Source organism: Candidatus Avoscillospira sp. LCP25S3_F1, assembly GCF_052117125.1.
GTDB lineage: Bacteria > Bacillota > Clostridia > Oscillospirales > Oscillospiraceae > Avoscillospira_A.
In genome coordinates, this window is sequence record NZ_JBQKJT010000012.1 from 1 (window position 1) to 20,848 (window position 20,848).

The 20,848-nt window shown below is 62.1% G+C and carries 26 protein-coding genes; 2 read left to right on the top strand and 24 right to left on the bottom strand.

What is annotated here, in order from left to right:
• Together ACTQ33_RS11505 and ACTQ33_RS11510 are read left to right on the top strand one after the other, a co-directional pair.
• Nucleotides 1-182, top strand: a 182-nt coding sequence (locus ACTQ33_RS11505; protein ID WP_441464739.1) for a hypothetical protein, incomplete at its 5' end; no start/stop codon positions are given.
• A gap of 30 nt (nucleotides 183-212) precedes the next feature.
• A complete protein-coding gene (locus ACTQ33_RS11510; RefSeq protein WP_441464740.1) occupies nucleotides 213-1,046 on the top strand; it encodes a DUF3795 domain-containing protein in 834 nt (277 codons plus the stop codon).
• Between the two features lie 177 nt (nucleotides 1,047-1,223).
• Here the strand turns inward: ACTQ33_RS11510 and ACTQ33_RS11515 are convergent, their stop codons facing one another.
• The 24 genes from ACTQ33_RS11515 to cbiD all read right to left on the bottom strand — a co-directional run bounded on the left by ACTQ33_RS11515 (nucleotide 1,224) and on the right by cbiD (nucleotide 20,838).
• Nucleotides 1,224-1,919, bottom strand: coding sequence for an SDR family NAD(P)-dependent oxidoreductase (locus ACTQ33_RS11515; protein WP_441464741.1), 696 nt, complete (start codon nucleotides 1,917-1,919; stop codon nucleotides 1,224-1,226).
• Between the two features lie 253 nt (nucleotides 1,920-2,172).
• Nucleotides 2,173-2,643 (bottom strand): S1 RNA-binding domain-containing protein, encoded by a 471-nt coding sequence (locus tag ACTQ33_RS11520; RefSeq protein WP_441464742.1) that lies wholly within the window; start codon nucleotides 2,641-2,643, stop codon nucleotides 2,173-2,175.
• A gap of 58 nt (nucleotides 2,644-2,701) precedes the next feature.
• Nucleotides 2,702-2,980 carry an FtsB family cell division protein gene (locus ACTQ33_RS11525; protein WP_441464743.1) on the bottom strand — a complete coding sequence of 93 codons (279 nt, stop codon included), beginning with the start codon at nucleotides 2,978-2,980 and terminating at the stop codon, nucleotides 2,702-2,704.
• Nucleotides 2,970-3,446: a spore cortex biosynthesis protein YabQ gene (gene yabQ / locus ACTQ33_RS11530; protein WP_441464744.1), complete on the bottom strand. Its 477-nt coding sequence runs from the start codon at nucleotides 3,444-3,446 to the stop codon at nucleotides 2,970-2,972. The genes ACTQ33_RS11525 and yabQ overlap by 11 nt, the downstream gene beginning before the upstream one ends.
• Nucleotides 3,446-3,736, bottom strand: a complete 291-nt coding sequence (locus ACTQ33_RS11535) for a YabP/YqfC family sporulation protein (RefSeq protein ID WP_441464745.1) — start codon at nucleotides 3,734-3,736, stop codon at nucleotides 3,446-3,448. The genes yabQ and ACTQ33_RS11535 overlap by 1 nt, the downstream gene beginning before the upstream one ends.
• Before the next feature lie 94 nt (nucleotides 3,737-3,830).
• A complete protein-coding gene (locus ACTQ33_RS11540; RefSeq protein ID WP_441464746.1) occupies nucleotides 3,831-5,246 on the bottom strand; it encodes a hypothetical protein in 1,416 nt (471 codons plus the stop codon).
• A gap of 110 nt (nucleotides 5,247-5,356) precedes the next feature.
• Entirely contained in the window at nucleotides 5,357-5,776 is a 420-nt protein-coding gene (locus tag ACTQ33_RS11545; RefSeq protein WP_441464747.1) for a PPC domain-containing DNA-binding protein, read from the bottom strand.
• Between the two features lie 13 nt (nucleotides 5,777-5,789).
• A complete protein-coding gene (locus ACTQ33_RS11550; protein WP_441464856.1) occupies nucleotides 5,790-6,425 on the bottom strand; it encodes a precorrin-8X methylmutase in 636 nt (211 codons plus the stop codon).
• An 8-nt stretch (nucleotides 6,426-6,433) separates the two neighbouring features.
• Nucleotides 6,434-7,927 (bottom strand): cobyric acid synthase, encoded by a 1,494-nt coding sequence (locus ACTQ33_RS11555; RefSeq protein ID WP_441464748.1) that lies wholly within the window; start codon nucleotides 7,925-7,927, stop codon nucleotides 6,434-6,436.
• A 2-nt stretch (nucleotides 7,928-7,929) separates the two neighbouring features.
• The gene (locus ACTQ33_RS11560) at nucleotides 7,930-8,979 is read right to left on the bottom strand and encodes a pyridoxal phosphate-dependent aminotransferase (RefSeq protein ID WP_441464749.1); all 1,050 of its coding nucleotides are present in this window, start codon (nucleotides 8,977-8,979) and stop codon (nucleotides 7,930-7,932) included.
• 15 nt (nucleotides 8,980-8,994) lie between these two features.
• Nucleotides 8,995-9,960 carry an adenosylcobinamide-phosphate synthase CbiB gene (gene cbiB, locus ACTQ33_RS11565; RefSeq protein WP_441464750.1) on the bottom strand — a complete coding sequence of 322 codons (966 nt, stop codon included), beginning with the start codon at nucleotides 9,958-9,960 and terminating at the stop codon, nucleotides 8,995-8,997.
• The gene (locus ACTQ33_RS11570; protein WP_441464751.1) at nucleotides 9,957-10,541 is read right to left on the bottom strand and encodes a histidine phosphatase family protein; all 585 of its coding nucleotides are present in this window, start codon (nucleotides 10,539-10,541) and stop codon (nucleotides 9,957-9,959) included. The genes cbiB and ACTQ33_RS11570 overlap by 4 nt, the downstream gene beginning before the upstream one ends.
• Before the next feature lie 4 nt (nucleotides 10,542-10,545).
• On the bottom strand, nucleotides 10,546-10,872 hold the full coding sequence (locus ACTQ33_RS11575; protein WP_441464752.1) for a bifunctional adenosylcobinamide kinase/adenosylcobinamide-phosphate guanylyltransferase: 327 nt from the start codon (nucleotides 10,870-10,872) through the stop codon (nucleotides 10,546-10,548).
• Entirely contained in the window at nucleotides 10,869-11,636 is a 768-nt protein-coding gene (locus ACTQ33_RS11580) for an adenosylcobinamide-GDP ribazoletransferase (protein ID WP_441464753.1), read from the bottom strand. The genes ACTQ33_RS11575 and ACTQ33_RS11580 overlap by 4 nt, the downstream gene beginning before the upstream one ends.
• On the bottom strand, nucleotides 11,633-12,151 hold the full coding sequence (locus tag ACTQ33_RS11585) for a bifunctional adenosylcobinamide kinase/adenosylcobinamide-phosphate guanylyltransferase (protein ID WP_441464754.1): 519 nt from the start codon (nucleotides 12,149-12,151) through the stop codon (nucleotides 11,633-11,635). Before ACTQ33_RS11585 ends, ACTQ33_RS11580 begins: the two co-directional genes overlap by 4 nt.
• Nucleotides 12,152-12,155: 4 nt before the next feature.
• A complete protein-coding gene (gene cobT, locus ACTQ33_RS11590; protein ID WP_441464755.1) occupies nucleotides 12,156-13,214 on the bottom strand; it encodes a nicotinate-nucleotide--dimethylbenzimidazole phosphoribosyltransferase in 1,059 nt (352 codons plus the stop codon).
• Nucleotide 13,215: 1 nt separating this feature from the next.
• Nucleotides 13,216-14,574 (bottom strand): cobyrinate a,c-diamide synthase, encoded by a 1,359-nt coding sequence (locus ACTQ33_RS11595; RefSeq protein WP_441464756.1) that lies wholly within the window; start codon nucleotides 14,572-14,574, stop codon nucleotides 13,216-13,218.
• Nucleotides 14,574-15,770 (bottom strand): precorrin-6y C5,15-methyltransferase (decarboxylating) subunit CbiE, encoded by a 1,197-nt coding sequence (gene cbiE / locus ACTQ33_RS11600; protein WP_441464757.1) that lies wholly within the window; start codon nucleotides 15,768-15,770, stop codon nucleotides 14,574-14,576. The genes ACTQ33_RS11595 and cbiE overlap by 1 nt, the downstream gene beginning before the upstream one ends.
• Nucleotides 15,767-16,504, bottom strand: a complete 738-nt coding sequence (gene cobK, locus ACTQ33_RS11605) for a precorrin-6A reductase (protein WP_441464758.1) — start codon at nucleotides 16,502-16,504, stop codon at nucleotides 15,767-15,769. Before cobK ends, cbiE begins: the two co-directional genes overlap by 4 nt.
• Nucleotides 16,501-17,235 (bottom strand): precorrin-3B C(17)-methyltransferase, encoded by a 735-nt coding sequence (gene cobJ / locus ACTQ33_RS11610; RefSeq protein WP_441464759.1) that lies wholly within the window; start codon nucleotides 17,233-17,235, stop codon nucleotides 16,501-16,503. The genes cobK and cobJ overlap by 4 nt, the downstream gene beginning before the upstream one ends.
• Nucleotides 17,232-18,245 carry a cobalt-precorrin 5A hydrolase gene (locus ACTQ33_RS11615; RefSeq protein ID WP_441464760.1) on the bottom strand — a complete coding sequence of 338 codons (1,014 nt, stop codon included), beginning with the start codon at nucleotides 18,243-18,245 and terminating at the stop codon, nucleotides 17,232-17,234. Before ACTQ33_RS11615 ends, cobJ begins: the two co-directional genes overlap by 4 nt.
• Nucleotides 18,245-19,003, bottom strand: coding sequence for a precorrin-4 C(11)-methyltransferase (gene cobM, locus ACTQ33_RS11620; protein WP_441464761.1), 759 nt, complete (start codon nucleotides 19,001-19,003; stop codon nucleotides 18,245-18,247). The genes ACTQ33_RS11615 and cobM overlap by 1 nt, the downstream gene beginning before the upstream one ends.
• 6 nt (nucleotides 19,004-19,009) lie before the next feature.
• Nucleotides 19,010-19,705, bottom strand: coding sequence for a precorrin-2 C(20)-methyltransferase (gene cobI, locus ACTQ33_RS11625; RefSeq protein WP_441464762.1), 696 nt, complete (start codon nucleotides 19,703-19,705; stop codon nucleotides 19,010-19,012).
• Nucleotides 19,702-20,838, bottom strand: a complete 1,137-nt coding sequence (gene cbiD, locus ACTQ33_RS11630; RefSeq protein ID WP_441464763.1) for a cobalt-precorrin-5B (C(1))-methyltransferase CbiD — start codon at nucleotides 20,836-20,838, stop codon at nucleotides 19,702-19,704. The genes cobI and cbiD overlap by 4 nt, the downstream gene beginning before the upstream one ends.
• Between the last annotated feature and the right edge of the window lie 10 nt (nucleotides 20,839-20,848).

Here is a 20,848-nt window from a genome sequence, read left to right on the forward strand (position 1 = left end):
TTGGTTGTGGAAGGAGAAGCTTGCTCCATTTACCCTTATCCTTCTTTGGCCTCTATACGCCAGAGACCCGGCTTATGCTTGACGCATATGCCGGGTTTCTCGACAGACTGAAAAACGGGATGCTGCGGCATCCCGTTTTTTTGACGGATAGGGCTATTCAAATCCGGGCGGTCATGGTATGATGGGCAAAAGAGGAGAAGGAGGCTGAGACCATGGAACAAGAGACCTATTGCGGCAAATCCTGTACTTCGTGTCCCCATCGGGAGGCGCTGGACTGTCCCGGCTGTAAAAGCGGGCCAGGCGCGGCCTTTGGCAGCTGTGCCATTGCCCGCTGCTGCCGGGAAAAGAACCACGCCGACTGTCAGACGTGTACCAGCTGGGTCGGCTGCGGCCTGCGGGCTGGCCGGGAACAGGAACCGGTTATCCGCCAAAAGCGCAGCGAACGGGAAGCACAGCAGAAACAAGAGCTGCAAGCCAAGGCGCCGTTGCTGGTGCGGTGGATCAGTGTTCTGTTCTGGCTGTTCATCCCGCAGATCATTGCGGGGCTGATGACCGACGACAACGTAATCAAGGTGCTGCCCGGCCTGTGGACGCCGGGTGTCCTGCTGACCATGGTATGTACCCTGGTCTATGGCGTCGCCCTGTGGAATATGCAGTCCATCGACCGGGGATACCGGACGGCGGCCATCTGTAATTTTGTGGTGGGCCTGGGAAACCTCATGAACTTTATACCGTCGGCAGCCCTACAGATTTTTATTGGCCTGGGACTGGTTGCTTTGGGTCTGGCGTCCTGCTATGTGGAATACAACACCCATGCCGAGGTGCTGGTCCCCACCAACATGCCCCTGGCCCAACAGTGGCGGAAGCTGTGGAAATGGAATCTCTGGTGCATCGGTGGCCTGGTACTGGCGTTTGTGCTGCTCCTTCTGGCGCCGGTACTGGCGCTGCTGCTGGTTCTGGCGGTGGCCATTGCCGTGTTGGTGCTGCAAGTGCTGAAACTGGTGTATCTCTACCGTATGGCCAACCATTTCCGGCAATTCTGCTGAATGGGGATGCGTCCTGCCGAACGCATAAAAAACTGAACGGAGAAAAGGCCGCCGTCCGCCACCCGATTGGGGTGGGGACGGCGGCCTTCGGCTTCGCCGGGGATTGCGCCATCTGCCGATGGCGCTTTGGTACGCTGGGGGCATTTCGCCCGCTGCGGCGGGCGACCATGTGTTTCTTTAGAGTACGAAACCGCCGTTGACGCCCAACACCTGCCCGGTGACAAAGGGGGCCTCCAACAGATAGGCGATGGCCTTGGCCACATCCTCGGGGGTACCGTTACGGCCCAGGGGCGTCTGCTGGGCCAGATCGGCCAGCACCTCCGGACCGTAGCCCATGACCATATCGGTTTCCACCACGCCGGGGGCCACGCAGTTGACCCGGATGCCCGACGGCCCCAGCTCCTGGGCCAGCGCTTTCGTCATGGCGATGACGGCCCCCTTGGTGGCCGAATAGCAGACCTCACAGGAGGCTCCCACCTGGCCCCACATGGAGGACACGGTGACAATGGAACCGGCCTGGACCGCCAGCATGGACGGGAGAACGCCGTTGACACAGTGATAGATGCCCTTGACGTTGACGGCAAAGAGCCGGTCCCATTCCTCCGGCGTGATCTGGGAGATCAGCCCCTGGTGGGCAATACCGGCGCAGCAAACCAACCCCTGGACCGCCCCCATTTGAGAGAATGCCCGGGCCACAGCATCGCCGTCGGCCACGTCGGCGCAGACGGCCACGGCTCCGGTCTCCCGGGCCAGGGCTTGGGCATCGTCGTGACTGCTTCTGTACAAGAAGGTCACCCGGTGCCCCAGGGCGGACAGATGGCGGACCGTGGCCGCGCCGATGCCGCGGCTGCCGCCGGTGACGACAATGTGCATAAACATTCCTCCTGAGCAAGTAAGACTGTCAAAAAATTTGCAGATCCATTCGATGAAGGGATGGCTTAGCGGTTCTTCTTGACAGAGGCCCCCATATCGGATAGACTGACAACAGGACCATGGACCGGTTGGCCTGACGGCAATTGCAGCCTGAGCGACATCAACCGGCGATTGGTCCATTTTATGCCTGTTTGCATCGTTTTAACAAGCGGAAAGCGCCCTTTTCCACTGGAAAAGGGCGCTGATTGATCTTTTAGCGGCGTCTGCTTCTGCTGCGGTGGTCGGAATACTGCCGCAGAGAGGAGATTTTGCTGTCGGAGTCCTGCATGAACTGCTTGAGCATGTCATCGAAGGACTGGGGCTCCTTGGGCGAAGAGGAGCGGAATCCATCACGGGGACGGTCGGACTGCGGCCCTTTGGAGCGATCGAAGGGCGGGCGGCCGCGGTTGGCCTGAGCCGGACGGGGACCGCGCTCGTTCTGTTGACGGGGCGGCTCCTGGGTACGCTTGATGGAGAGATTGATCTTGCCGTTCTCCATGGAGATGACCATGACCTTCACGTCCTGGCCCTCGGTCAGGTGCTCGTGAATGTCGCTGACATAGGCGTGGGCAATCTCAGAGATGTGCACCATGCCGGTCTGGTTGCCGGGAAGCGAAATGAATGCGCCGAATTTGGTGATGCTTTTGACTTTGCCTTCCACGATCGTTCCTACTGTGAAATCCATATTCTATGTATTGTCCCCCTTGTTGATATGGCCCGTGGCCCGCGAAAGCCGTGACGGATTATTTGCCGGAATCCCGATAGGTGATCTCTCCGGGGAAGGCCAGGCCCAGTTTGGTCCGGGCGATTTCCTCCACACCTTCGTCGGTGCCCATGTTGGCAATGTTGTCCTGCAACCGTTGATTCTCCTGCCGGGCCGTGGAGAGTTCCTGGTTGAGGGCAGCCACCTCGCTCGTCTTGGCTGCTACATCGGTGCGGAGATCGGCATACTTCCAGGTCAGAGCCGCCAAGATCACCACAATCAGCAGTTTGGCCATCAGTGGTGTCTTTTTAAGTTTCATCCTGTGTTCCTCCGTCGGTGGTGCAGCCCATAGGAGCCGAGTGTTTTCGCTTACTTCCTATTTTAACCCATTTTCGCCCGGATGAAAAGAGATATTTTTTAAGTTTTTTACTTTTTTTCGACAGCAGGCCAAAGGGAAGAAATACCAGGCGGAAAAACCGCCGCAAAAGACGGCCCAAAGCCGTCAGAATCCGCCGCAGCGGCGGCCCTACCGTGTGAAAATAGACCCAGGCGCCCAGGATCAGCAGGGGGTAAAAAAACAGGGGGAACTGGCCCCGGCCGCCGTAGAGGGCCAGCAGCAGCAGCGACGGCGTCAGAACCGCCACAAAAACCACATCCAGAGGCAGCGTCAGCCGGGGCCAGGACCGGCGCAGCAGCCGCAGCACATCGTAAAACAGGGCCATGGCCGCGCCCACTACGGTGGCGGCCCCCATCTGCCACAGCTGGAAAACAACGGGCTGCTCCATCAGCCGAACAGGCGGCTGAGGAAGCTGCCGCCGCCACGGACCTCGTCCTCATAGACCAGGGAATCCACGGTGCCGTCCACGGTGATCTGGCCGCCGTCCAGGGACAGCATCCCCAGGTGGAGCTGTTTGCCGTGGATGACCAGCGTACCCCGGTTGGTACAGAGGACGGCGGTGTTTTCATCAAAGCTCTCCACCTCCGTCACACCGGTGAGAGACAGACGGCTGCGGTTTTCCACCACCAGCCGGTGGGGCAATTCCAGGGCGTTCGGTTGCTGCGGATTGGTTGCCATAGGCTCGTACTCCTTCCAAAGTAAAAACGGGCGTGGGGAACTCCCCACGCCCAATATATATGCGACGGATATACGGTCTATGACAGAAAAAATATTATTGGGTAACCATACCCATATCTTCTGCGGTGATCTCCGGGTAGGTGTTCAGATCGGAGGGCAGGGTCACCTGGACGGCGTCGCCGGTCTGGATGTTCTTCAAAGACAGATCGATCATGAACTTCATGGACTGACCCTCCACATTGGCAGTCATCCCCATGGACATCGCCATGTTGTCCAGCTGGCCGTTTTTAAAGGTGATGTATGCGCCGACGGCATCAAAGGCCATATCCGGCACATCGGTGATAGAGCCGGTCATGGAGTTGAGAATGTTGTCCATCATACCGGTCAGGGCGGCGGGCGCATAGCGAATGTTATAGCCCACGGTGGTTCCATCGGCTTCCTGGGCCTTGGTGATGGAGGTGAAGGCGCACAGCGGCTCCACCTGGGTCGTGGTGGCCGTCAGGTCGGTGGTGGGCATCTGAGCCAGAGCGTCCTCCAGGGACAGGGCCATCTTCATTTTGTCCGTACCGGTTTTGACGTAATAATATCCGCCGGTATACCAGGCCTCCATATCCTGGGTCATGGAAGCCTGATCCTCGGGCAGACCCATGGCGGCGGCCATGGCAGGATCGATCTGCATGTTGATGGTCATGTCATAGGCCAGCTTCGTCTGATCCAGCTGCGCCTGATTTGCTTCCACGGCCATGGTCATGTCGATCTTGGAAGTCATAAAGTTTACGTCGTTGAGCTGCATCTCCAGATCAACCGTGGCGTCGGCAGACATGGTTTGCGTGTTGGCGTTGGCCTTGGCCATGTCGGCAATATAGCTGCGGTAGGTGGAGAACATGGACAGGCAGTATTGGGCGGAGTCCTTGTCAATGGCGCCCTCGGCAATCAGCTTGGTCAGGAGGTCTTCCTCGCCGGTCTTGGGCTTGGTGGCAAGGGCGGTATAGCTCATGGCAGCCAGATCATCCCGGAGGAAGTTGCTTTCGTCGCAGTTAAGAATATCCACCAAACCCAGCTGCCGGGCGTAGTCCATGGCGGTGGCGTAGGTGAAGTCGCCGCCTTCGGCGTCGGAGTAGCCCAGAGCCCGCAGCAGGAAGGTGGTGTACTGCTGGGCGGTGCAGAGGCTGTCGCTGCCGAACTTGCCGTTGCCGACGCCGTTGCCCAGACCGTTGTCATAGAGGTACTGGACATAGGGCTTGGCCCAGTCGGCCACGTCGGTGAAGGGGGCGGTGTAGGTCTGGTTGGCTTTGGCCGTCTCTTCGGCGCCCAGCAGGCGCACCAGCATGACGCCGGCCTCCAGACGGGTCGGGGCGCGGTCCAGATCATAGCCGTTGGTACCGCCCTGGAACAGGCCCATGGTGTTCAGCGCGTCGGCACAGTGGGTGAAGTCCGCGGCCAGGGTCGGTACGGCCAGGGCGCACACGGCTGCCGTACCCAGGGCAAGATGTTTGAGAAATCGATTCATATTCTCGGCTCCTTTCCAATGCTTACCGATTGGTTCTAAAAATTGCTGCTCTTAGTATATAGTACTTTATCTGAAAAAGCAAGACGGCGGGAGACAGTAGACCTGCGGCATCAGAAGGCCAGCAGATTCAGCCCGATCTCCGGCGAAAAGGCCCGGCCCACATGGCCGTCCAGAATCCGCACCACCATTTCGCAGGTGGCGCTGACCACGGCCCGGTTCAGATGGCCGCCACAGACCCGGCCCTCCCGGTCCCCGGCACTCATGTGCAGATGGAGGTAGGGCTTGCCGTCCATCTCCGTGACGGTGCCCGTCAGGGAGACGATTTCAAAGTCGCCGGTAAAGTCGTTGGCGTGATACTCCTTTTCACCGGGATAAAAGACACCGGCGGTGAAGCTGCCCACGGCCCCCAGGGCGCTGACTTCGGCCAGGGCAATGTGCTCCCGGGCGGCTACAGCCGTCAGCTGCTCCACGATCTCTTCGCCCTTGTCCATGCGGATAACCAGAGTGTCTCCGAAACGACGGTATTCCATGAAAACTCCTCCTTTACAGGGTGCGCTCTGTGGCCCGGTACAACAGGGCGTTGCAGATGGCGGCGGCCACATTGCTGCCGCCCTTGCGGCCACGGGCTACAATGCAGGGGGCATGGCGTTCAATGACCCACTCCTTGCTCTGGACCACATTGACGAAACCAACGGGGACGCCGATAATCAAAGCCGGGTCCAGCTTGCCCTCGTCCATCAGCTCACAGATGCGGACCAGGGCCGTGGGGGCGTTGCCGATGGCAAAGATCACGGGGCCGCCGATGGCAGCGGCCTTGTCCATGGAGGCCGTGGCGCGGGTGGTGCCGTTGGCTTTGGCGGCGGCGGCCACATCCTCGTCGGCCATGAAGCAGCGGACCTCCACGCCCAGCTTCTTGCAGGCGGCCTTGTTGATGCCGGAGAAGGCCATGTTGGTGTCGGTGACAATGGTCACGCCGCCCTGTTTCAGCAGTTCCACGGTCTTTTCACAGACGTCTGTGGAGAAATACAGGCTGTCGGCGTAGTCGAAGTCGGCGGTGGTGTGGATGACGCGGCGGACCACGTCGGCCACCTTCTCGTCGATGGGGTGGGGCAGCTCGGAGGTGATGATCTCCATGCTGCGCTTTTCAATTTCGTTGGGCAGTACCCGTTCCAGTTCCATGTGCATGCTTAACCCTCCATGCCTTGTTCCAAAATGTTGTAGACGGCGTCCATATCCAGGCTGCGGCGGATGCCGTCGGCCAGAATGTCATATTGCTGTTCCTTGTACTGCTGGAAGGTGACGGTCCGGGCCGAATCCAGATTGAGGCCCCTGCGCTCCAGCAGAATGGAGATGACCCGCTGGGCCAGGTCTCCCTCGTCAAAAATGCCGTGGACATAGCTGCCCAGGACCGTACCCTTCACCGCGCCGTCGTCGCGGCCGTTGCTGAGCAGAGAAAATCCCTCGTTGTCGTGGTCCGTGGCGCCCATGTGAATCTCGTAGCCGGTGAAGTCGCTGCCGCTGAGGGCCGACCAGAAGCCGGTGATTCCATGGACCTGGCCGCTGACCCGGGTCCGGGTCTTCTCGGGCCGGAACTCCGTCACGCTGTCCAGCAGCCCCATGCCCCGCAGGGTGCCGCCATGCTCCACGCCCAGGGGGTCCCGCAGCTCGCGGCCCAGCATCTGATAGCCGCCGCAGATGGCAAAGATGGGGGTCCCGGACCGGTGCAGCTTGCAGATGGCGGCTTCCAGGCCGTTTTGGCGCATCCAAAGCAGGTCGTCCATGGTGTTTTTCGTACCGGGCAGAAGAATCAGGTCCGGATTGCCCAGCTCGGCGGCGTTGTGGACGTAGCGGACACCGGCGCAGTCGAACCGCTCCAAGGCGTCAAAGTCCGTGAAGTTGGACAGGCGGGGCAGCCGGATGACCGCCAGATCCAGGGCCTTGACGGCGGCGGTGCGGTCCAGCTTGGAGGCAAGGGAATCCTCCTCATCGATGTCCACTTGCAGCATGGGCACCACGCCCAACACCGGCTTGTGGACCAAATCCTCCAGCATCTTGAGACCGGGCCGCAGAATCTCCACATCGCCCCGGAATTTGTTGATAATCAATCCCTTGATGTGGGCCTGTTCCTCCGGCTCCAGCAGGGCCACCGTGCCGTAGAGACTGGCAAAGACGCCGCCCCGGTCGATATCGCCGGCCAGAAGCACCGGCGCGCCCACCATGCGGGCCATACCCATGTTGACAAAATCATCCTCCCTGAGGTTGATTTCGGCGGGACTGCCCGCGCCCTCGATCACGAGGATATCGTATTCCGCAGCCAGGGAATCGTATGCCTGCTGGACGGCGGGACGGAGGTTGTGCTTGTAGGCGTAATATTCGGCGGCTTTCATATTGCCCAGGACTTCGCCGTTGACGATGACCTGACTGCCCATGTCGCCGGTGGGCTTCAGCAGAATGGGATTCATCCGCACGTCGGGGGCAATCCCGGCGGCCTCGGCCTGCATGACCTGAGCCCGGCCCATTTCAAAGCCCGCGTCGGTGATAAAGCTGTTGAGGGCCATGTTCTGGCTTTTGAACGGGGCCACCTTGTGGCCGTCCTGGTGGAACACGCGGCACAGGCCGCCGGCCAGCAGGCTTTTTCCGGCGTTGGACATGGTGCCCTGAATCATAATGGACTTTGCCATGGTCATTCCTCCATACACTGGCTGACGGCGGCCAGCAGTTTTTCATTGTCCGGCGCTGTCCGGATGGCGACGCGATAATAGGTCTCGTCCAGTCCGTGATAATTGGCGCAGGAACGAATTAAAATGCCTTGTTTCCGCAGGGCCGCGTCCAGGCCGGGCTTGGCGGAAAAGAACACAAAGTTGGCCCGGCTGCCCAGGACGGTACAGCCGCAATCACACAAGCCCGCCGCCAGCCGGGGCCGTTCGGCGGCAATGAGCCGGTGGAGCCGCTCCACATAGGCCGTTTCCTGTAACGCGGCAATACCCGCCGCCTGGGCCACGGTGGAAACGCTCCAGGGCTGGCCGCACCGGGCCATATCTTGCAGCAGAGGTTCATTGGAACAGAGAGCGTAGCCCAGCCGCAGCCCCGCCATGGCATAGGTCTTGGTAAAGGCTTTCAGCAGAAACAGGTTGGGACTGTCCAGGCGGTCTTTCATGGTGTAGGCGGGGCCGTCGTCCAGCAGCGGCACAAAGCACTCGTCCAGCACCAAAATACTGCCGGCGGCTTCACAACGCTGCAATACCGTTTCCAGCAAAGCCCGGTCCACGGGCTGGCCCGTGGGATTGTTGGGCTGACAGAGAAACACCAGCTCCGGGGCCGGGTCCAGGTACGAGAGAAACGCCTCCGTTACCCGAAAATCGTCCGCCCGCTGCAAAACCGCGTGGGTGACGGCGCAGCCGCAGCTTTCCAGGGCCGTTTCATACTCGGCAAAGGTGGGCGCCGGGACCAGGGCACGTTTGGGCTTCACCGCCAGCACCAGCCGGAAAATCAAATCCGCCGCGCCGTTGCCGCAGAGGATGTGGGACGGGTCCACGCCCTCAAAGGCCCCGATGGCCGCCCGTAACCGGCGGCACAGGGGGTCCGGGTACTGGTCCGCCGTGGAAAGGCTGTCGATGACCGCCTGCCGCACTCCCTCCGGCAGCCCCAGGGGACTGACGTTGGCCGAGAAGTCCAGAGGCTCGCAGCCGTATTGGTCGAAATATCCGGCGATGTCGCCGCCGTGGGTCAGCAAAGGGAACACCCGCTTTCAAAACAAGGTAAAAATTGCCGCGCGGACAACGGCAAATAAAACCGCTGCCAACAGATAGGTCACCACCATCAGGCGGCAGGTCCGGTCAATATCCTTCGGTGCAATGGGCCGGATTTTATCGCCAATGGTGGGCTTGTGGTGGACTTCACCAAAGTAGACGGCGTCTCCGGCCAGTTCCACCCCCAACGCACCGGCACAGGCCGATTCCGTCTGGGCCGAGTTGGGACTTTTGTGCTTGCGCCGGTCCCGCTTCCAGATGCGGAACGCGTTTTTGCCGTCAAGACCGCAGAGGGCGGCGGCGGGGACCATCAGCAGAGCCGTCAGCCGGGCGGGAATGTAGTTCAATACGTCGTCCAGCCGGGCGCCGGCGGTGCCGAAGTACCGGTACCGGTCGTTGCGGTAGCCGATCATGGAGTCCATGGTGTTGGTGGCCTTATAGAGCAGGCCCAGCACCGGTCCGCCGATCATCAGATAGAACAGGGGAGCCACCAGACCATCGGTGGTGTTCTCGGCCACGGTCTCCACGGCGGCCTTGGTCACGCCTTCGGCGCTCAGATTCTCCGTGTCCCGGCCCACCAGCCAGCCCACCGCTGTCCGGGCTTCCTCGATGGAGCCGGTTTCCAATGCCTTGCGGACCTTGACGGCCTCGGTCCACAGACACCGGGCGGCGGGAATCTGATAGCACCAGAACAGGCTCAGCGCCAGAGACAGCAGGGGATGGATGCGGTACAGCAGATAGAGCAATCCCCAGGACACGCCGCCGGTAACCGCCAACACCAGAACGGCCAGGACGATACCGGCCGCCCGTTCCCCTTTAGGCGTGGCGGGGAACCGTTTGCGCAGTCCCTTCTCCAGGGCGGCAATGAGTTTACCGATATAGACCACCGGATGGGGCATCCAATGGGGGTCTCCCAGCAGCAGGTCCAAAACGAGACCGCCGAGAATCACATACAACAGTGTCACGATGACGCCTCCGTGGTGGTGAGAATTTCCCGGCGGGCCCAGTGGGCTTCGTCGGTGGTGAAGCGGCACACGCCGCCGTTGGGCACCTTCCAGTCAAAGTAGCCCTTTTTCGGTACGGCGAAGGCTTCGCCCACAGCCATGATGGTGCCGCCGTGGGCCACGATGACCAGACGGGGCCGCTGCTCGGCCAGGGCGTTGTCCACCAGCGCCGCAAAGGCATGGCAGACCCGCGCACAGAACTGTTTCCGGCTCTCGCCGCCGGGACAGGGGCCTTCACACCAGCCGTCCACCCATTCCTGATAGGACGGATCGTGGGCAAGCTCCTGATAGTTCTTGTTTTCAAAGGCGCCGAAGTCCAGTTCCCGCAGTCCTTCCACAACTTCCTGCACAGCCTGTGGAAAAAGAATGGCCGCCGTCTCTTGGGTCCGCCGGAGGGGCGTCACATACACCGCGTCCACGGTGTCGTCCAGTACCGACAGGGCCGCCCGGCCCTCGGGACATAACGGCTCGTCGGTGACGCCGATGTGGCGGTGGAGCCGGTTCCCGGCGGTGGCTCCGTGGCGTACCAGAAGAATTTCCATTTCCTCACCCCTTGATGACTTGGCCCATGCCGCAGACCACCCGAATGACCTGCGTGGCCTCTTTGGCCAATGCCACGCAGAGGCGTCCCACCCGTTCCCGGCGCTGCCGCTCCTCTTTCTCCATGGGCACCAGGCCGCAGCCAATCTCATCACAGAGGACCACTTCTTTTTGCAGAAGCGATTCCAGGGGCGTGTCCGGCTGGGATTCCAACCCGAAGAACACCGGCACAGCGTCGGCAATTTGATCGCTCATCTGCGCGTCGGAATAGCCCAGGCTGTCCCGGACGTACTGCCGTTTTCCGGCGGCGTAGCCGCCAATGACCAGAATCATAGGATGACCTCACTTCCCCGCGTGACCACCAGGGCGAACACCATCAGCAGCTCCGCCCACTGGAGGAACCAACCGGCCAGATCGCCGGTGATGCCGCCGAAAATCTTCATGGACAGGGCATAGTAAATGCCGAACATGACCAGGGCGGCCACGACGGCCCCAAAGCTGCCCAGTATCACCAGTCCCGCCGAAGCGGCTGCGGCAATCAGAATCAGGATGGTACGGCTGAGTTTTTTGGCCGCCATGTCAGAAAAGGTGTGGACCAGACCGGAGTTTTTGGCACAGGGGAACGTGGTTACCGCCGTACCGCTGAGGGCGCGGCTGAGGACGAAGCACAAGCCCAGGGACAGCAAAATACGGTTGTCCGTGGGCAGCTCCGAGCAGAGGGCCGCGAAAAACACCAGATAGGAGGCTGTGGCGATGACCGCGAAAGCGCCGCAGTGGGAATCCTTCAAAATCTCCAGCTTCCGCTCCCGGTCGGCGTGGCTGGCCAGGGCGTCCACGGTGTCACAGAAGCCGTCCAGATGGATGCCGCCGGTGACCACCACGGGAGCCAGGGCAATGCCTGCGCCGGTGAGCACCGGGCCAAAGTCCAAAACGCCGCAGAGCCACGCCCAAATCCAGACGGCAATGCCGCAAAAGATACCCACCAGGGGAAACGCCGCCATGGCGCAGCGCATATTGCGCTGGTCCCAGGCAAACTGGGGCATGGGCAGGGCGGAATACATGGACAAGGCCACGGCGATGGTTTGTAAGACAATCACGGGAGTACTCCTTTCCGGCAGAGGGGAATACCGCAGACCACCTCAAAGACGTGGTCAAACCGGGCCGCCATATGGCGGTTCAGGGCGGCCAGCAGATCAAGATAGGCCGTGGTGGACGCGTCGTAGGTGCGGCCATCGGAAAAAACGTCGTTGGTGACCACCACCAGATGGTCACACTGACCGATGAGGGATTCCAACCCCCGCTCCACGGCGGGCAGGGGGTCGTCCACTTTCTGAGAACCGAACAGCACATTGGCCGTCAGATTGCCCATGCACTCCAACAGCACCGTGCCACGCCCGGGCAGGGTGAGGGATTGGAGATCGCCGTAGTGTTCCACCGTTGTAAAGCCCAGGTGCGCCCGCTGGCGGCGGTGTTTTTCAATGCGGGCGCGGCATTCATCGTCCCAGGGTTCCATGGTCGCGATGTAATAGCGCGGCCCCGGCAGCCGGGAGACGATGGATTCGGCAAAGGTGCTTTTCCCGCTGGCGCTGCCGCCGATGACAAGATACGTCATGGCGTTACGACAGGGGCTGATACGCTTCGATGTTGGTGGCCTCGAAGGTGGTCATTTCGTTGAACACAGCCAGACCCATGTCCAGCAGGGGCATGGCGGCCACGGCGCCGGTGCCTTCGCCCAACCGCATACCGGCGGTGATCATGGGCTGCTTGCCCAGCGCTTCCAGCATCAGATGGCCCGCCGGTTCGGCGCTGACATGGCTGGCAATGAGATAGCCGCTGACGGCGGGGCAGAGTGTGACGGCAATCAGGGCCGACACAGCGGAAATAAAGCCGTCCAGAACACAGGGGATATGGTGGACCGCCGCGCCGATGCACAGACCCGCCATACCGGCGATATCGAAGCCGCCCACCTTGGCAAGTACGTCGATGGGGTCGTTCTTGTCGGGCTGATGGAGGGCAATGGCGTTTTGGATGATCTCGATCTTGTGGAGCACACCGGCTCTCGACAATCCTGCGCCGGGACCGGTCATCTCCACGGGCGGCCGCTCCAACAGGACGCTGGCTACGGCGCTGGACGTGGTGGTGTTGCCGATGCCCATTTCGCCCGTAGCCAATAGGCCGTAGCCCTGGGCTTTCAGTTCCCCAGCCAAGGCAATGCCCGTTTCCAGGCCCTGAACAGCTTGCTCCCGCGTCATGGCCCATTCTTTCGAGAAATCGTTCGTACCGGCGGCAATGCGGCAATTGCGCATCCGGGGATGGTCCACGGTGGTCATCATGCCCATGTCCACGGGGAACACGTCGGCGTGGGCAATTTTGGACATGTTGCAGACGCTGGTGTCGCCTTTGCAGACGTTGCCCGCCACAATGGCCGTGACCTCGCTGCCGGTCTGGGTGACGCCCTGAGCCACCACGCCGTTGTCGGCGCAGAACATGACCACAGCCCGTTTGGCAATGTCCGGCGTCAGGGTGCCTTGGATGGCACACAGGTCCATGACGGCATCCTCCAGGAGGCCCAAACTCCCCAGGGGCTTCGCCACGGCGTTCCATTTTTCCTGGGCCTTCTGCCGCATGGCGGCGTCAATGGGCTGGATGGCTGCAAGGGCTTCGTTCAAAGTCATGTTACTGCACTCCTCTCATGCGGCGCACAAATCGCCGCGCAAAGTCCGGATTGGCCGGAAAGTAAAGATGGGGAAATCCGGCAAACAGGGTGTCTGTGGCGTGGATGCACTCCCAGCCCCGGCCCGTGACGGGCTTTTCAGCGTGGAAATCCGTACCGTTGCTGTCGGAATCGAAGTAGTGGAACTCATGGGCGCGGATGGTTTCTCCCGCACCGCAGAGCAGATTGTCCTGGTTCGCCGTCAGCGTTATATAGCCGAACCGACGCAATTTTCCGGTGTTGCGGCACCCGCCGGGAATCACGCCCACCATGGGGAACGTGCCGTCCTCGCCGGTCATCTCCTGGTGAAGGTAGAGGAAGCCGCCGCATTCGGCAAAGGTGGGCAATCCCGCCCGGATGGCTTCGGCAATGTGCTCCCGCATGGCGACATTCTCTGAAAGCTGTTTCGTGTACAGCTCCGGATATCCGCCGCCCAGGTACAGGCCGTCACAGGGGGGCAGTTCCTGATCGGTCAGGGGAGAAAACTCCACGATCTTCGCGCCAAGGGCCTGCAAAAGCCGGAGATTTTCCCGATAGTAGAAACAAAACGCCTTGTCCTTGGCCACGGCCAGCACCGGGCCGTCAGTCCGTTCCGGTACCGTTTCCGCTTCCTCCCAATGGAGGGGCGGGGCGGAGCGGGCCAAATGCAACAGGGCTTCCAAATCCACGGTTTCCGTCAGGGTTTCCGCCAGAGTCCGAAGCTTTTCCTGTAAATCCGCCACCTCCTGGGCCGTTACCAGTCCCAAATGGCGGCTTTCCAAGGCGCACTGGGGCAGGGCGGGCAGATAGCCCAAAACGGGAATGCCACATTCCTCTCCGATGGCCTTTTGCAGCATGGGAAATTGCATGGCCGAGCAGCGGTTCAGCAGTACCGCCTGGATGTTGCTGGGCTTGCGGAACTCCAGAAAGCCCTTCAATTGGGCGCAGAGAGAAAGGGACGTGCCCCGGGCGTCCAGCACCAGAACGACCGGCGTTTCCGTGGCCGCGGCCACATGGTAGGCCGAGGCCCGGTCGGTGACGCCGCCGAGGCCGTCGTAATAGCCCATGACGCCCTCCAAAACAGCGATCTCGCAGCCGTCGGCGGACTGGGCCAGCAGATGGCGGGCCGTGTCTTCCGCCGTAAAGAACAGATCCAGATTGCAGCCTTTGGCCCCAATGACCTCGCTGTGGAACAGGGGGTCGATGTAGTCGGGTCCGCATTTACAGGCGGCGGGGTGCATGCCGCGGTTGACCAGGGCTTGCAGCAGTCCGCAGACCACCGTGGTTTTGCCCGCGCCGCTTCTGGGAGCCGCCAGCAGAACGCGGGGCAACCGGCGTTCCATCAGCCCCGCCCCCTTGCCGAAATCAGCCAGATGGGATTCTGGCCCGTCATCAGATGGTACGGTCCGGCCTTGCGGCTCCGGGCCACGGAGATTTGGGAAATCTCAAAGTGCTCCCACCGGTTATCGCCCAAAAGGGATACGGCCTTGGCAAGGGTTTCGGCGGCAATGGCGCTGACGCAGACCCGGACCTTGGGGTTCTTGTCCAGCAGCAGTTGCAGCGTGGCCGCCAGGGAGCCGCCGGATCCGCCGAGAAAGGCCGCGTCGGCGGTGGGCAGATCGAGGAGGGCCTCGGGGGCCGTGCCGGGAATCAGCCGCAGGTTGTAGACACCGAATTTTTCCCGGTTCTGTGCAATCAGCTTACAGGCTTCGTCGTTGCGCTCGATGGCGTAGACCTGGACTGACGGATGGAGCAATGCCAGTTCCATGCTGACGGAACCGGTACCGGCGCCCACGTCCCACACCACCTCGCCGGGCTGCACATCGAGAAGACCGGCAACGGCGGCGCGGACCTCCCGCTTGGTCATGGGTACGTCGCCCCGCAAAAAGCGGTCGTCGGGAATGCCGCCGCCCAAAATCGGATACGCCTTTGGTACCGCCTCCACCCATACGGCGCTGAGGGTGTGGAAGTCCTGCTGGGACAGCTCCTCCGCCGTGCCGGTGACGATGGCTTCATCGGGATAGGAAAGCCGCTGGCCCACATGGAGGACCGTGTTTCCCAGTCCGGCCACCGTCAGCTGCAAGGCAATATCCCGGGCCGTGACTACGCCGCCGGTGAGGAAAAAGGTCTCTCTGCCCTCCAGCACATGGGCCACGGCGTCGCAGTCGAGACCGTGGGCGCTGACCAGCTTCACGTCCTGCCAGGGGCGGCCCAGTTTAGCGGCCAGATACTGTACCGTAGTGATGCCGGGCAGCACCGTCACGTCGCAATCGTCCAGCAGGGGCAGCAGCTTTTTGGTGCCGCTATAGAACCCTGTGTCGCCGCTCATGATGACGCAGGCGGGAAACTCCGTCAGGGCGGCGGCGATGTCCTTGGGGTAGATGGCGGCGACCTTTTCACCGCCGCAGCCGTCGGGCAGGGAGTCCAGCAGCCGTTTGGCGCCGATGATGCGCTTGGCGCTTTGCAGGGCGTGGAGGGCTCCCACGGTCAACGTGTCCACGTTGCCCATGCCCATGCCCACGATGGTAACGGTGTTCATGAAAACGCCTCCAATCGCGTGAGAATTTCCTCCATGGTGGAGCCGTCCTCCCGGGGACGGCGCACCAGAAGGACGGCGACGCCGCAGCGTCGGGCGGCTTCCAGCTTTTCCGGGAAGCCCCCTGCCGCGCCGCCGTCCTTTGTAATCATGGAACGAATGTGGTACCGTTCCATGGTCTCCATGTTGGTTTCCAGAGAAAACGGCCCCTTGGCCGCCAAAATGTGATCGTCGTCGAGACCGGCTTTATGGCAGTCGCGGAGGGACGATTCCAGGGGCAGCACCCGGGCATAGACCCGGTTCTGATAGTCGGGAATTACCGTATAGGCGGCGATCTCCTTGCTGCCGGTGGCGGCCAGAACGTTGCCCTCGGGGACCAGCGTGCAGGCTTCGGCCACGGAATCGGCATACCGGCAGTCCGGATGCTCGCTCTCGGCCCGCAGGAGCCGCCAAAGGGTCAGACCGGTTTTTCCCGCCGCTGCCCGGATGTTGGCGCTGACGGCCACGGCGTAGGGGTGGGTGGCGTCTACGGCCACGGTGAAGCCGTCGCCCATCAGAGACTCCATGGCGGTTTCGTCCAGCCGTCCGGCATGGATGGTCACGCCGTCGGCTTCCGGCACGCATTCCGCGCCGTAGTCCGTGGCCACGCAGAGCGTCACCTGCCAGCCAAGATTGGCGGCGGCCAGGGCCAGCTCCCGGCCCTCCGTGGTGCCGCCGAAGAGCAGCAGCCGTCTCACAGCTTGGCCTCGTAGCCGCGAGGCGTCACCATCTTGCCGTTCAGGGTCTGAGTCTTCTCGTTGCCGATGAAGACGGTGCAGAACATATCCAGCTGTTCGTTCCGCAGTTCGGAGAGCGCCATGAGCTTGGACTCCTGGCCCTCCCGGCCGATGTTGCGGACCCAGCCGCAGACGGTCTCCGGCTTCTTGGCCGTCAGCAGGATATCACAGGCCTTCTGGAGATAGTCGGCCCGCTTGTGGCTGGCGGGGTTGTAGAGCGCCACGCAGAAATCGGCTTCGGCGGCGGCTTTCAAACGCTTTTCGATCAGCTCCCAGGGGGTCAGCAGGTCGCTGAGGGAGATGACGCAGAAATCATGGGAAAGGGGCGCGCCCAAAACGGCAGCGCCGGACAATGCGGCGGTGACGCCGGGGACAACGACGATATCCACGGGGGGATAGTCCTGGGCCAGCTGATAGATCAGGCAGGCCATGCCGTACACGCCGGCATCGCCGGAACAGACCATGGCCACGGTCTCGCCGCCTGCGGCCCGCTCCAACGCCATGCGGCAGCGGTCGATCTCCTTGCGCATGGGGGTGGTCAGCACGGGCTTGTCGGGATACAGGGGGACCACCAAATCCGTATAGACGGTGTAGCCGCAGAGAACGTCGGACTCCTCGAGGGCCGCCCGGGCCTGGGCCGTCATCTGATCGGCGCTGCCGGGACCAAGGCCCACTACAAACAGTTTTTTCATGGATTTTCCTCCCATTGTACGGTCAGGTCCCGGAGGGCCATGGCCATGGTGACGCCGTTGCCGGCGTTTTTCTTCAAAATCAATCGGCCGCCGCCGCTGCCCAAAACGGCGCTGCGCTCACAGACATTGTCGGTGCCGGTGGTCTTCTGGACAAAGGCCGAGGCGGAAAAATTCCCTTTTACGGTGTTGAGCTGGGCGGCGGAATAGGTGACAAACGGCAGACCCAGTTTTTCAGCCAGGGCCAGCAGGGCCGGCTCCCGGGCCTTGAGGTCGATGGAGTAGAGACCGCAGACGGCGGCAGGATCGATGCCGCCTTTGCGCAGCAGCATATCGTACGCTTCCTCCAGGGCGTCCAGGGCGATGTTTTTCCGGCAGCCTACGCCGACGCAGGCCACCGGGGGAATGAGAAACAGGGTGCTCTGGTTGGTTTTGGGCTTGATGGTGATGGCGGCGTCGTAGGGCTTTTCATGGACCAGCACCAGCCCTTCGGGAATGCGGCCCGCCGTGGGAAAATCGCAGCGGATGCGGACCGTCTTGCCCTCCAACAGCTGAGAGGACACAGTTTTGATGCCCTGGGGATTTTCCAGGGCAAAGCCCTGGGATTTGGCCCAGGTGTCAATGGCAAAGACGCCGTGGTTATCGGTGGCCGTGGTGATGACGGGAATGGCGTCAATGAGCTCTGCCACCCGCCGGGCCAATGCGTTGGCCCCGCCCAGATGGCCGGACACCAGGGGGATGCAGAACCGGCCCCGGTCGTCCAATACCAGCACCGCCGGGTCGCACGTCTTGCTTTTTAAAAAGGGGGCCACGGCCCGGACGGCGATGCCGGTGGCGCCGATGTAAATGAGGGCGTCCCGGACGGGAAAGTGTTCTTCGGTCCAGTGGCGGAAGCTGACCTTCTGCTCGCCGGTGGCGGCGGCAAGAGAAACGGTGTCGCCCTCCAGCAGCCGCTGCAATCGCCGTCCCAACGCCAGACCCGCCTGGGTAAAGGCGATGGCCGCAATGTCCATTACTTGCTGGCCTCCCGGAATTCGGTGGTGAAGGTGGGGTCGTACAGCTTGGAGCGCTCGTATTCGCTGCCCAGGAAGCCGCCCACGGTGATGAGGGCCGTCTTGGTGATGTTGTTTTCTTTGGCCGTCTGCTCCAATGTGCCGATGGTGCAGCGGAATACCTTCTCATCGGGCCAGGTGGCCTTGTAGACAATGGCGGCGGGGGTGTCGGCGGTGTAGGCACCACCGGCCAGCAGCTCCTCCACCAGCTTGGGAATCAATCCGGTGGACAGAAACAGTACCATGGTGCTGCCATGGCTGGCCAGCTTCCGCAGCGCTTCCCGCTCCGGCACCGGCGTCCGGCCCGCCATGCGGGTGATGATGACAGTCTGGCTCACGTCGGGCAGGGTATACTCGGCCTTCAACGCCGCGGCCGCACCGCAGAAGCTGGACACGCCGGGGGTTACGGCATAGTCGATACCAGCCTCGTCCAAAGCGTCCATCTGCTCCCGGATGGCGCCGTAGAGGCAGGGGTCGCCGGTGTGAAGCCGCACCACGGCCTTACCGGCCTGATGGGCGGGAATCATGACCTCCAGCACCTCTTCCAGCGTCATTTTGGCGCTGTCGTAGATGGCACAGCCCGCCTTGGCGTAGTCCAGCAGCTGGGGATTGACGAGGGAACCGGCGTACACAATGACGTCGGCCTGCTCCAGGAGCTTGGCGCCCCGGACCGTGATGAGATCGGCAGCGCCGCTGCCGGCTCCTACAAAGTGGATCATGTTCCGTTACTCCTTCACAATGATGGTGGTGAAATAGCTGATATCGTCGCTGGCGTCGTCCAGATTGTGGCACACCTGCTGATTGGGCAGGCCGCAGTTCTGAACGAGACCGGTTTTTTCTTTCAGACCGGCCGCTTCGATGGCGGCCCGGACCTCCGGCATGGAACGGCCCGTCTTCATGAGGACCTTGGTGCCATTGAGCTTCAATGCTTCATCGGTGGGACCGCTGGACGCGGGGAAGATGTGGACCGGCTGGTGCATGGTGGTCAGGCTCTGGCCCAGCGTGGCGGCCACGGCGCAGAAGCTGGTGACACCGGGAATCATCACCACGGGGAATCCGTCGGCTTCCAGCAGGTTCTTCACATAGGCGAAGGTGGAGTACACCGACACGTCGCCCAGGTTCAAAAGGGCCACGTCCCGGCCCGCTTTCAGGTGAGCGGCCACGGCATCGGCGGCGGCCCGGTGACCGGCGCGGAGTTTCTCATGGTCCCGAGTCATGGGGAAGTCCAGGGACACGATCTCTTTACCGCTCAGGTCCACGGCGCCGGAAGCGATATCCAGGGCCAGGGTTTTTTCACCGGCAGTCTTGGGCGTGGCGATGACGGGACAGGATTTGATGATGCGAACGGCTTTCAAGGTCAGCAGCTCCGGATCGCCGGGGCCGACGCTGACGCCGTATAAGGTTCCATAGGTGGTGCTCATAGTGATTGCCCCCAATCGGTTAGAATTTCTTTGGCGGTATGGGAAACGGTCAGAAGACCGTAGACATTGCTGTACGTTACAAGACCCACCCGGAGCCGTCCGGCGGCCCGGCGGGTCAGATGGGACTGGGCCGCGTCGGTGATGGAGTCCAGCACCGGCGTTCGCAGTCCCGCTTCGTCGAGAATTGCAATACAGGCGTCGGAGGTGGCGGCGTCCAGAATGCGCCGTACCTGGTCCTGGGTCGCCCCGTGGAGGGCGGCGTGGGCGGCAAACAATTCCGTCCGGCAGTCGGCCACCCGGGAATGGGTGTCCATGATGCCGCCGGAGACCTTGACCATCTTGCCCAGATGGCCCACCAGCAGCACCGTCTCAATGCCGTTGTCGCCGCACAGGTCCAACGTGTCGCCGATGAAGTTGGCGCATTTGACCTGGGGCATGGACGCAAGGCCGGGGAATTTCTGTAGGAAGTGTTCGCCGTAGTTACCGGGGGTCATAATGAGATTTTTGACCCCTTCGGCCCCGTGGACCCGGACTTCCACAGCCAGGGAATCCAACAGGGCTTTGAGACTTCTGGGCTCTACGATGCCGCCGGTCCCCAGAATGGAGATGCCGCCGGTGATGCCCAGCATGGGATTGAAGGTTTTCTTTGCCAGCTCCTCCCCGTCGGGGACGAAGATGGTGACGGCAAAACCGCCGGTGTAGCCGCAGGCGGCGGCCACTTCCGAAACGGCCTCAGCGATCATCCGCCGGGGCGTGGAGTTGATGGCGGCATTGCCCACGGGCTGATCCAGACCCGGTTTTGTGACGCGGCCCACGCCCCGGCCGCCGTCGATGGCAATGCCGCTGTCAGCCTTTTCCACGGCGGCGGCAATCCACGCCCCGCTGGTGGCGTCCACATCGTCGCCGCCGTCCTTCTGGACGGCGCAGGCGAGCTGGCCGTTTTCCGGCGGCAATGCCCGGATGGGCACGGTGACGGCGGGGCCTTTGGGCGTGACCACCGTTTCCTCGGCGGGGACAACGCCCGTCAGCAGCGCCCGGGCCGCCGCCTTGGCCGCCAGGGCGGCGCAGGTGCCGGTGGTGTAGCCGCAGCGCAGCCGTTTGCCGTCCTGGATGCGATACAGTTCAAAGGCCATGGGCCGCGCT

Coding starts and splice junctions, on each gene's coding strand:
- cobJ (WP_441464759.1), bottom strand. CDS start 17,235: ATGAAAAAACTGTTTGTAGTGGGCCTTGGTCCCGGCAGCGCCGATCAG.
- ACTQ33_RS11550 (WP_441464856.1), bottom strand. CDS start 6,425: ATGGAACTGGAACGGGTACTGCCCAACGAAATTGAAAAGCGCAGCATG.
- ACTQ33_RS11615 (WP_441464760.1), bottom strand. CDS start 18,245: ATGGACATTGCGGCCATCGCCTTTACCCAGGCGGGTCTGGCGTTGGGA.
- ACTQ33_RS11515 (WP_441464741.1), bottom strand. CDS start 1,919: ATGCACATTGTCGTCACCGGCGGCAGCCGCGGCATCGGCGCGGCCACG.
- ACTQ33_RS11595 (WP_441464756.1), bottom strand. CDS start 14,574: ATGGAACGCCGGTTGCCCCGCGTTCTGCTGGCGGCTCCCAGAAGCGGC.
- ACTQ33_RS11535 (WP_441464745.1), bottom strand. CDS start 3,736: ATGGCAACCAATCCGCAGCAACCGAACGCCCTGGAATTGCCCCACCGG.
- ACTQ33_RS11525 (WP_441464743.1), bottom strand. CDS start 2,980: ATGAAACTTAAAAAGACACCACTGATGGCCAAACTGCTGATTGTGGTG.
- ACTQ33_RS11520 (WP_441464742.1), bottom strand. CDS start 2,643: ATGGATTTCACAGTAGGAACGATCGTGGAAGGCAAAGTCAAAAGCATC.
- cobT (WP_441464755.1), bottom strand. CDS start 13,214: ATGACTTTGAACGAAGCCCTTGCAGCCATCCAGCCCATTGACGCCGCC.
- cbiE (WP_441464757.1), bottom strand. CDS start 15,770: ATGAACACCGTTACCATCGTGGGCATGGGCATGGGCAACGTGGACACG.
- cbiD (WP_441464763.1), bottom strand. CDS start 20,838: ATGGCCTTTGAACTGTATCGCATCCAGGACGGCAAACGGCTGCGCTGC.
- ACTQ33_RS11585 (WP_441464754.1), bottom strand. CDS start 12,151: ATGACGTATCTTGTCATCGGCGGCAGCGCCAGCGGGAAAAGCACCTTT.
- cobM (WP_441464761.1), bottom strand. CDS start 19,003: ATGATCCACTTTGTAGGAGCCGGCAGCGGCGCTGCCGATCTCATCACG.
- ACTQ33_RS11545 (WP_441464747.1), bottom strand. CDS start 5,776: ATGGAATACCGTCGTTTCGGAGACACTCTGGTTATCCGCATGGACAAG.
- ACTQ33_RS11540 (WP_441464746.1), bottom strand. CDS start 5,246: ATGAATCGATTTCTCAAACATCTTGCCCTGGGTACGGCAGCCGTGTGC.
- ACTQ33_RS11575 (WP_441464752.1), bottom strand. CDS start 10,872: ATGATTCTGGTCATTGGCGGCTACGCCGCCGGAAAACGGCAGTACGTC.
- cobI (WP_441464762.1), bottom strand. CDS start 19,705: ATGAGCACCACCTATGGAACCTTATACGGCGTCAGCGTCGGCCCCGGC.
- ACTQ33_RS11510 (WP_441464740.1), top strand. CDS start 213: ATGGAACAAGAGACCTATTGCGGCAAATCCTGTACTTCGTGTCCCCAT.
- ACTQ33_RS11555 (WP_441464748.1), bottom strand. CDS start 7,927: ATGGCAAAGTCCATTATGATTCAGGGCACCATGTCCAACGCCGGAAAA.
- yabQ (WP_441464744.1), bottom strand. CDS start 3,446: ATGGAGCAGCCCGTTGTTTTCCAGCTGTGGCAGATGGGGGCCGCCACC.
- ACTQ33_RS11570 (WP_441464751.1), bottom strand. CDS start 10,541: ATGGAAATTCTTCTGGTACGCCACGGAGCCACCGCCGGGAACCGGCTC.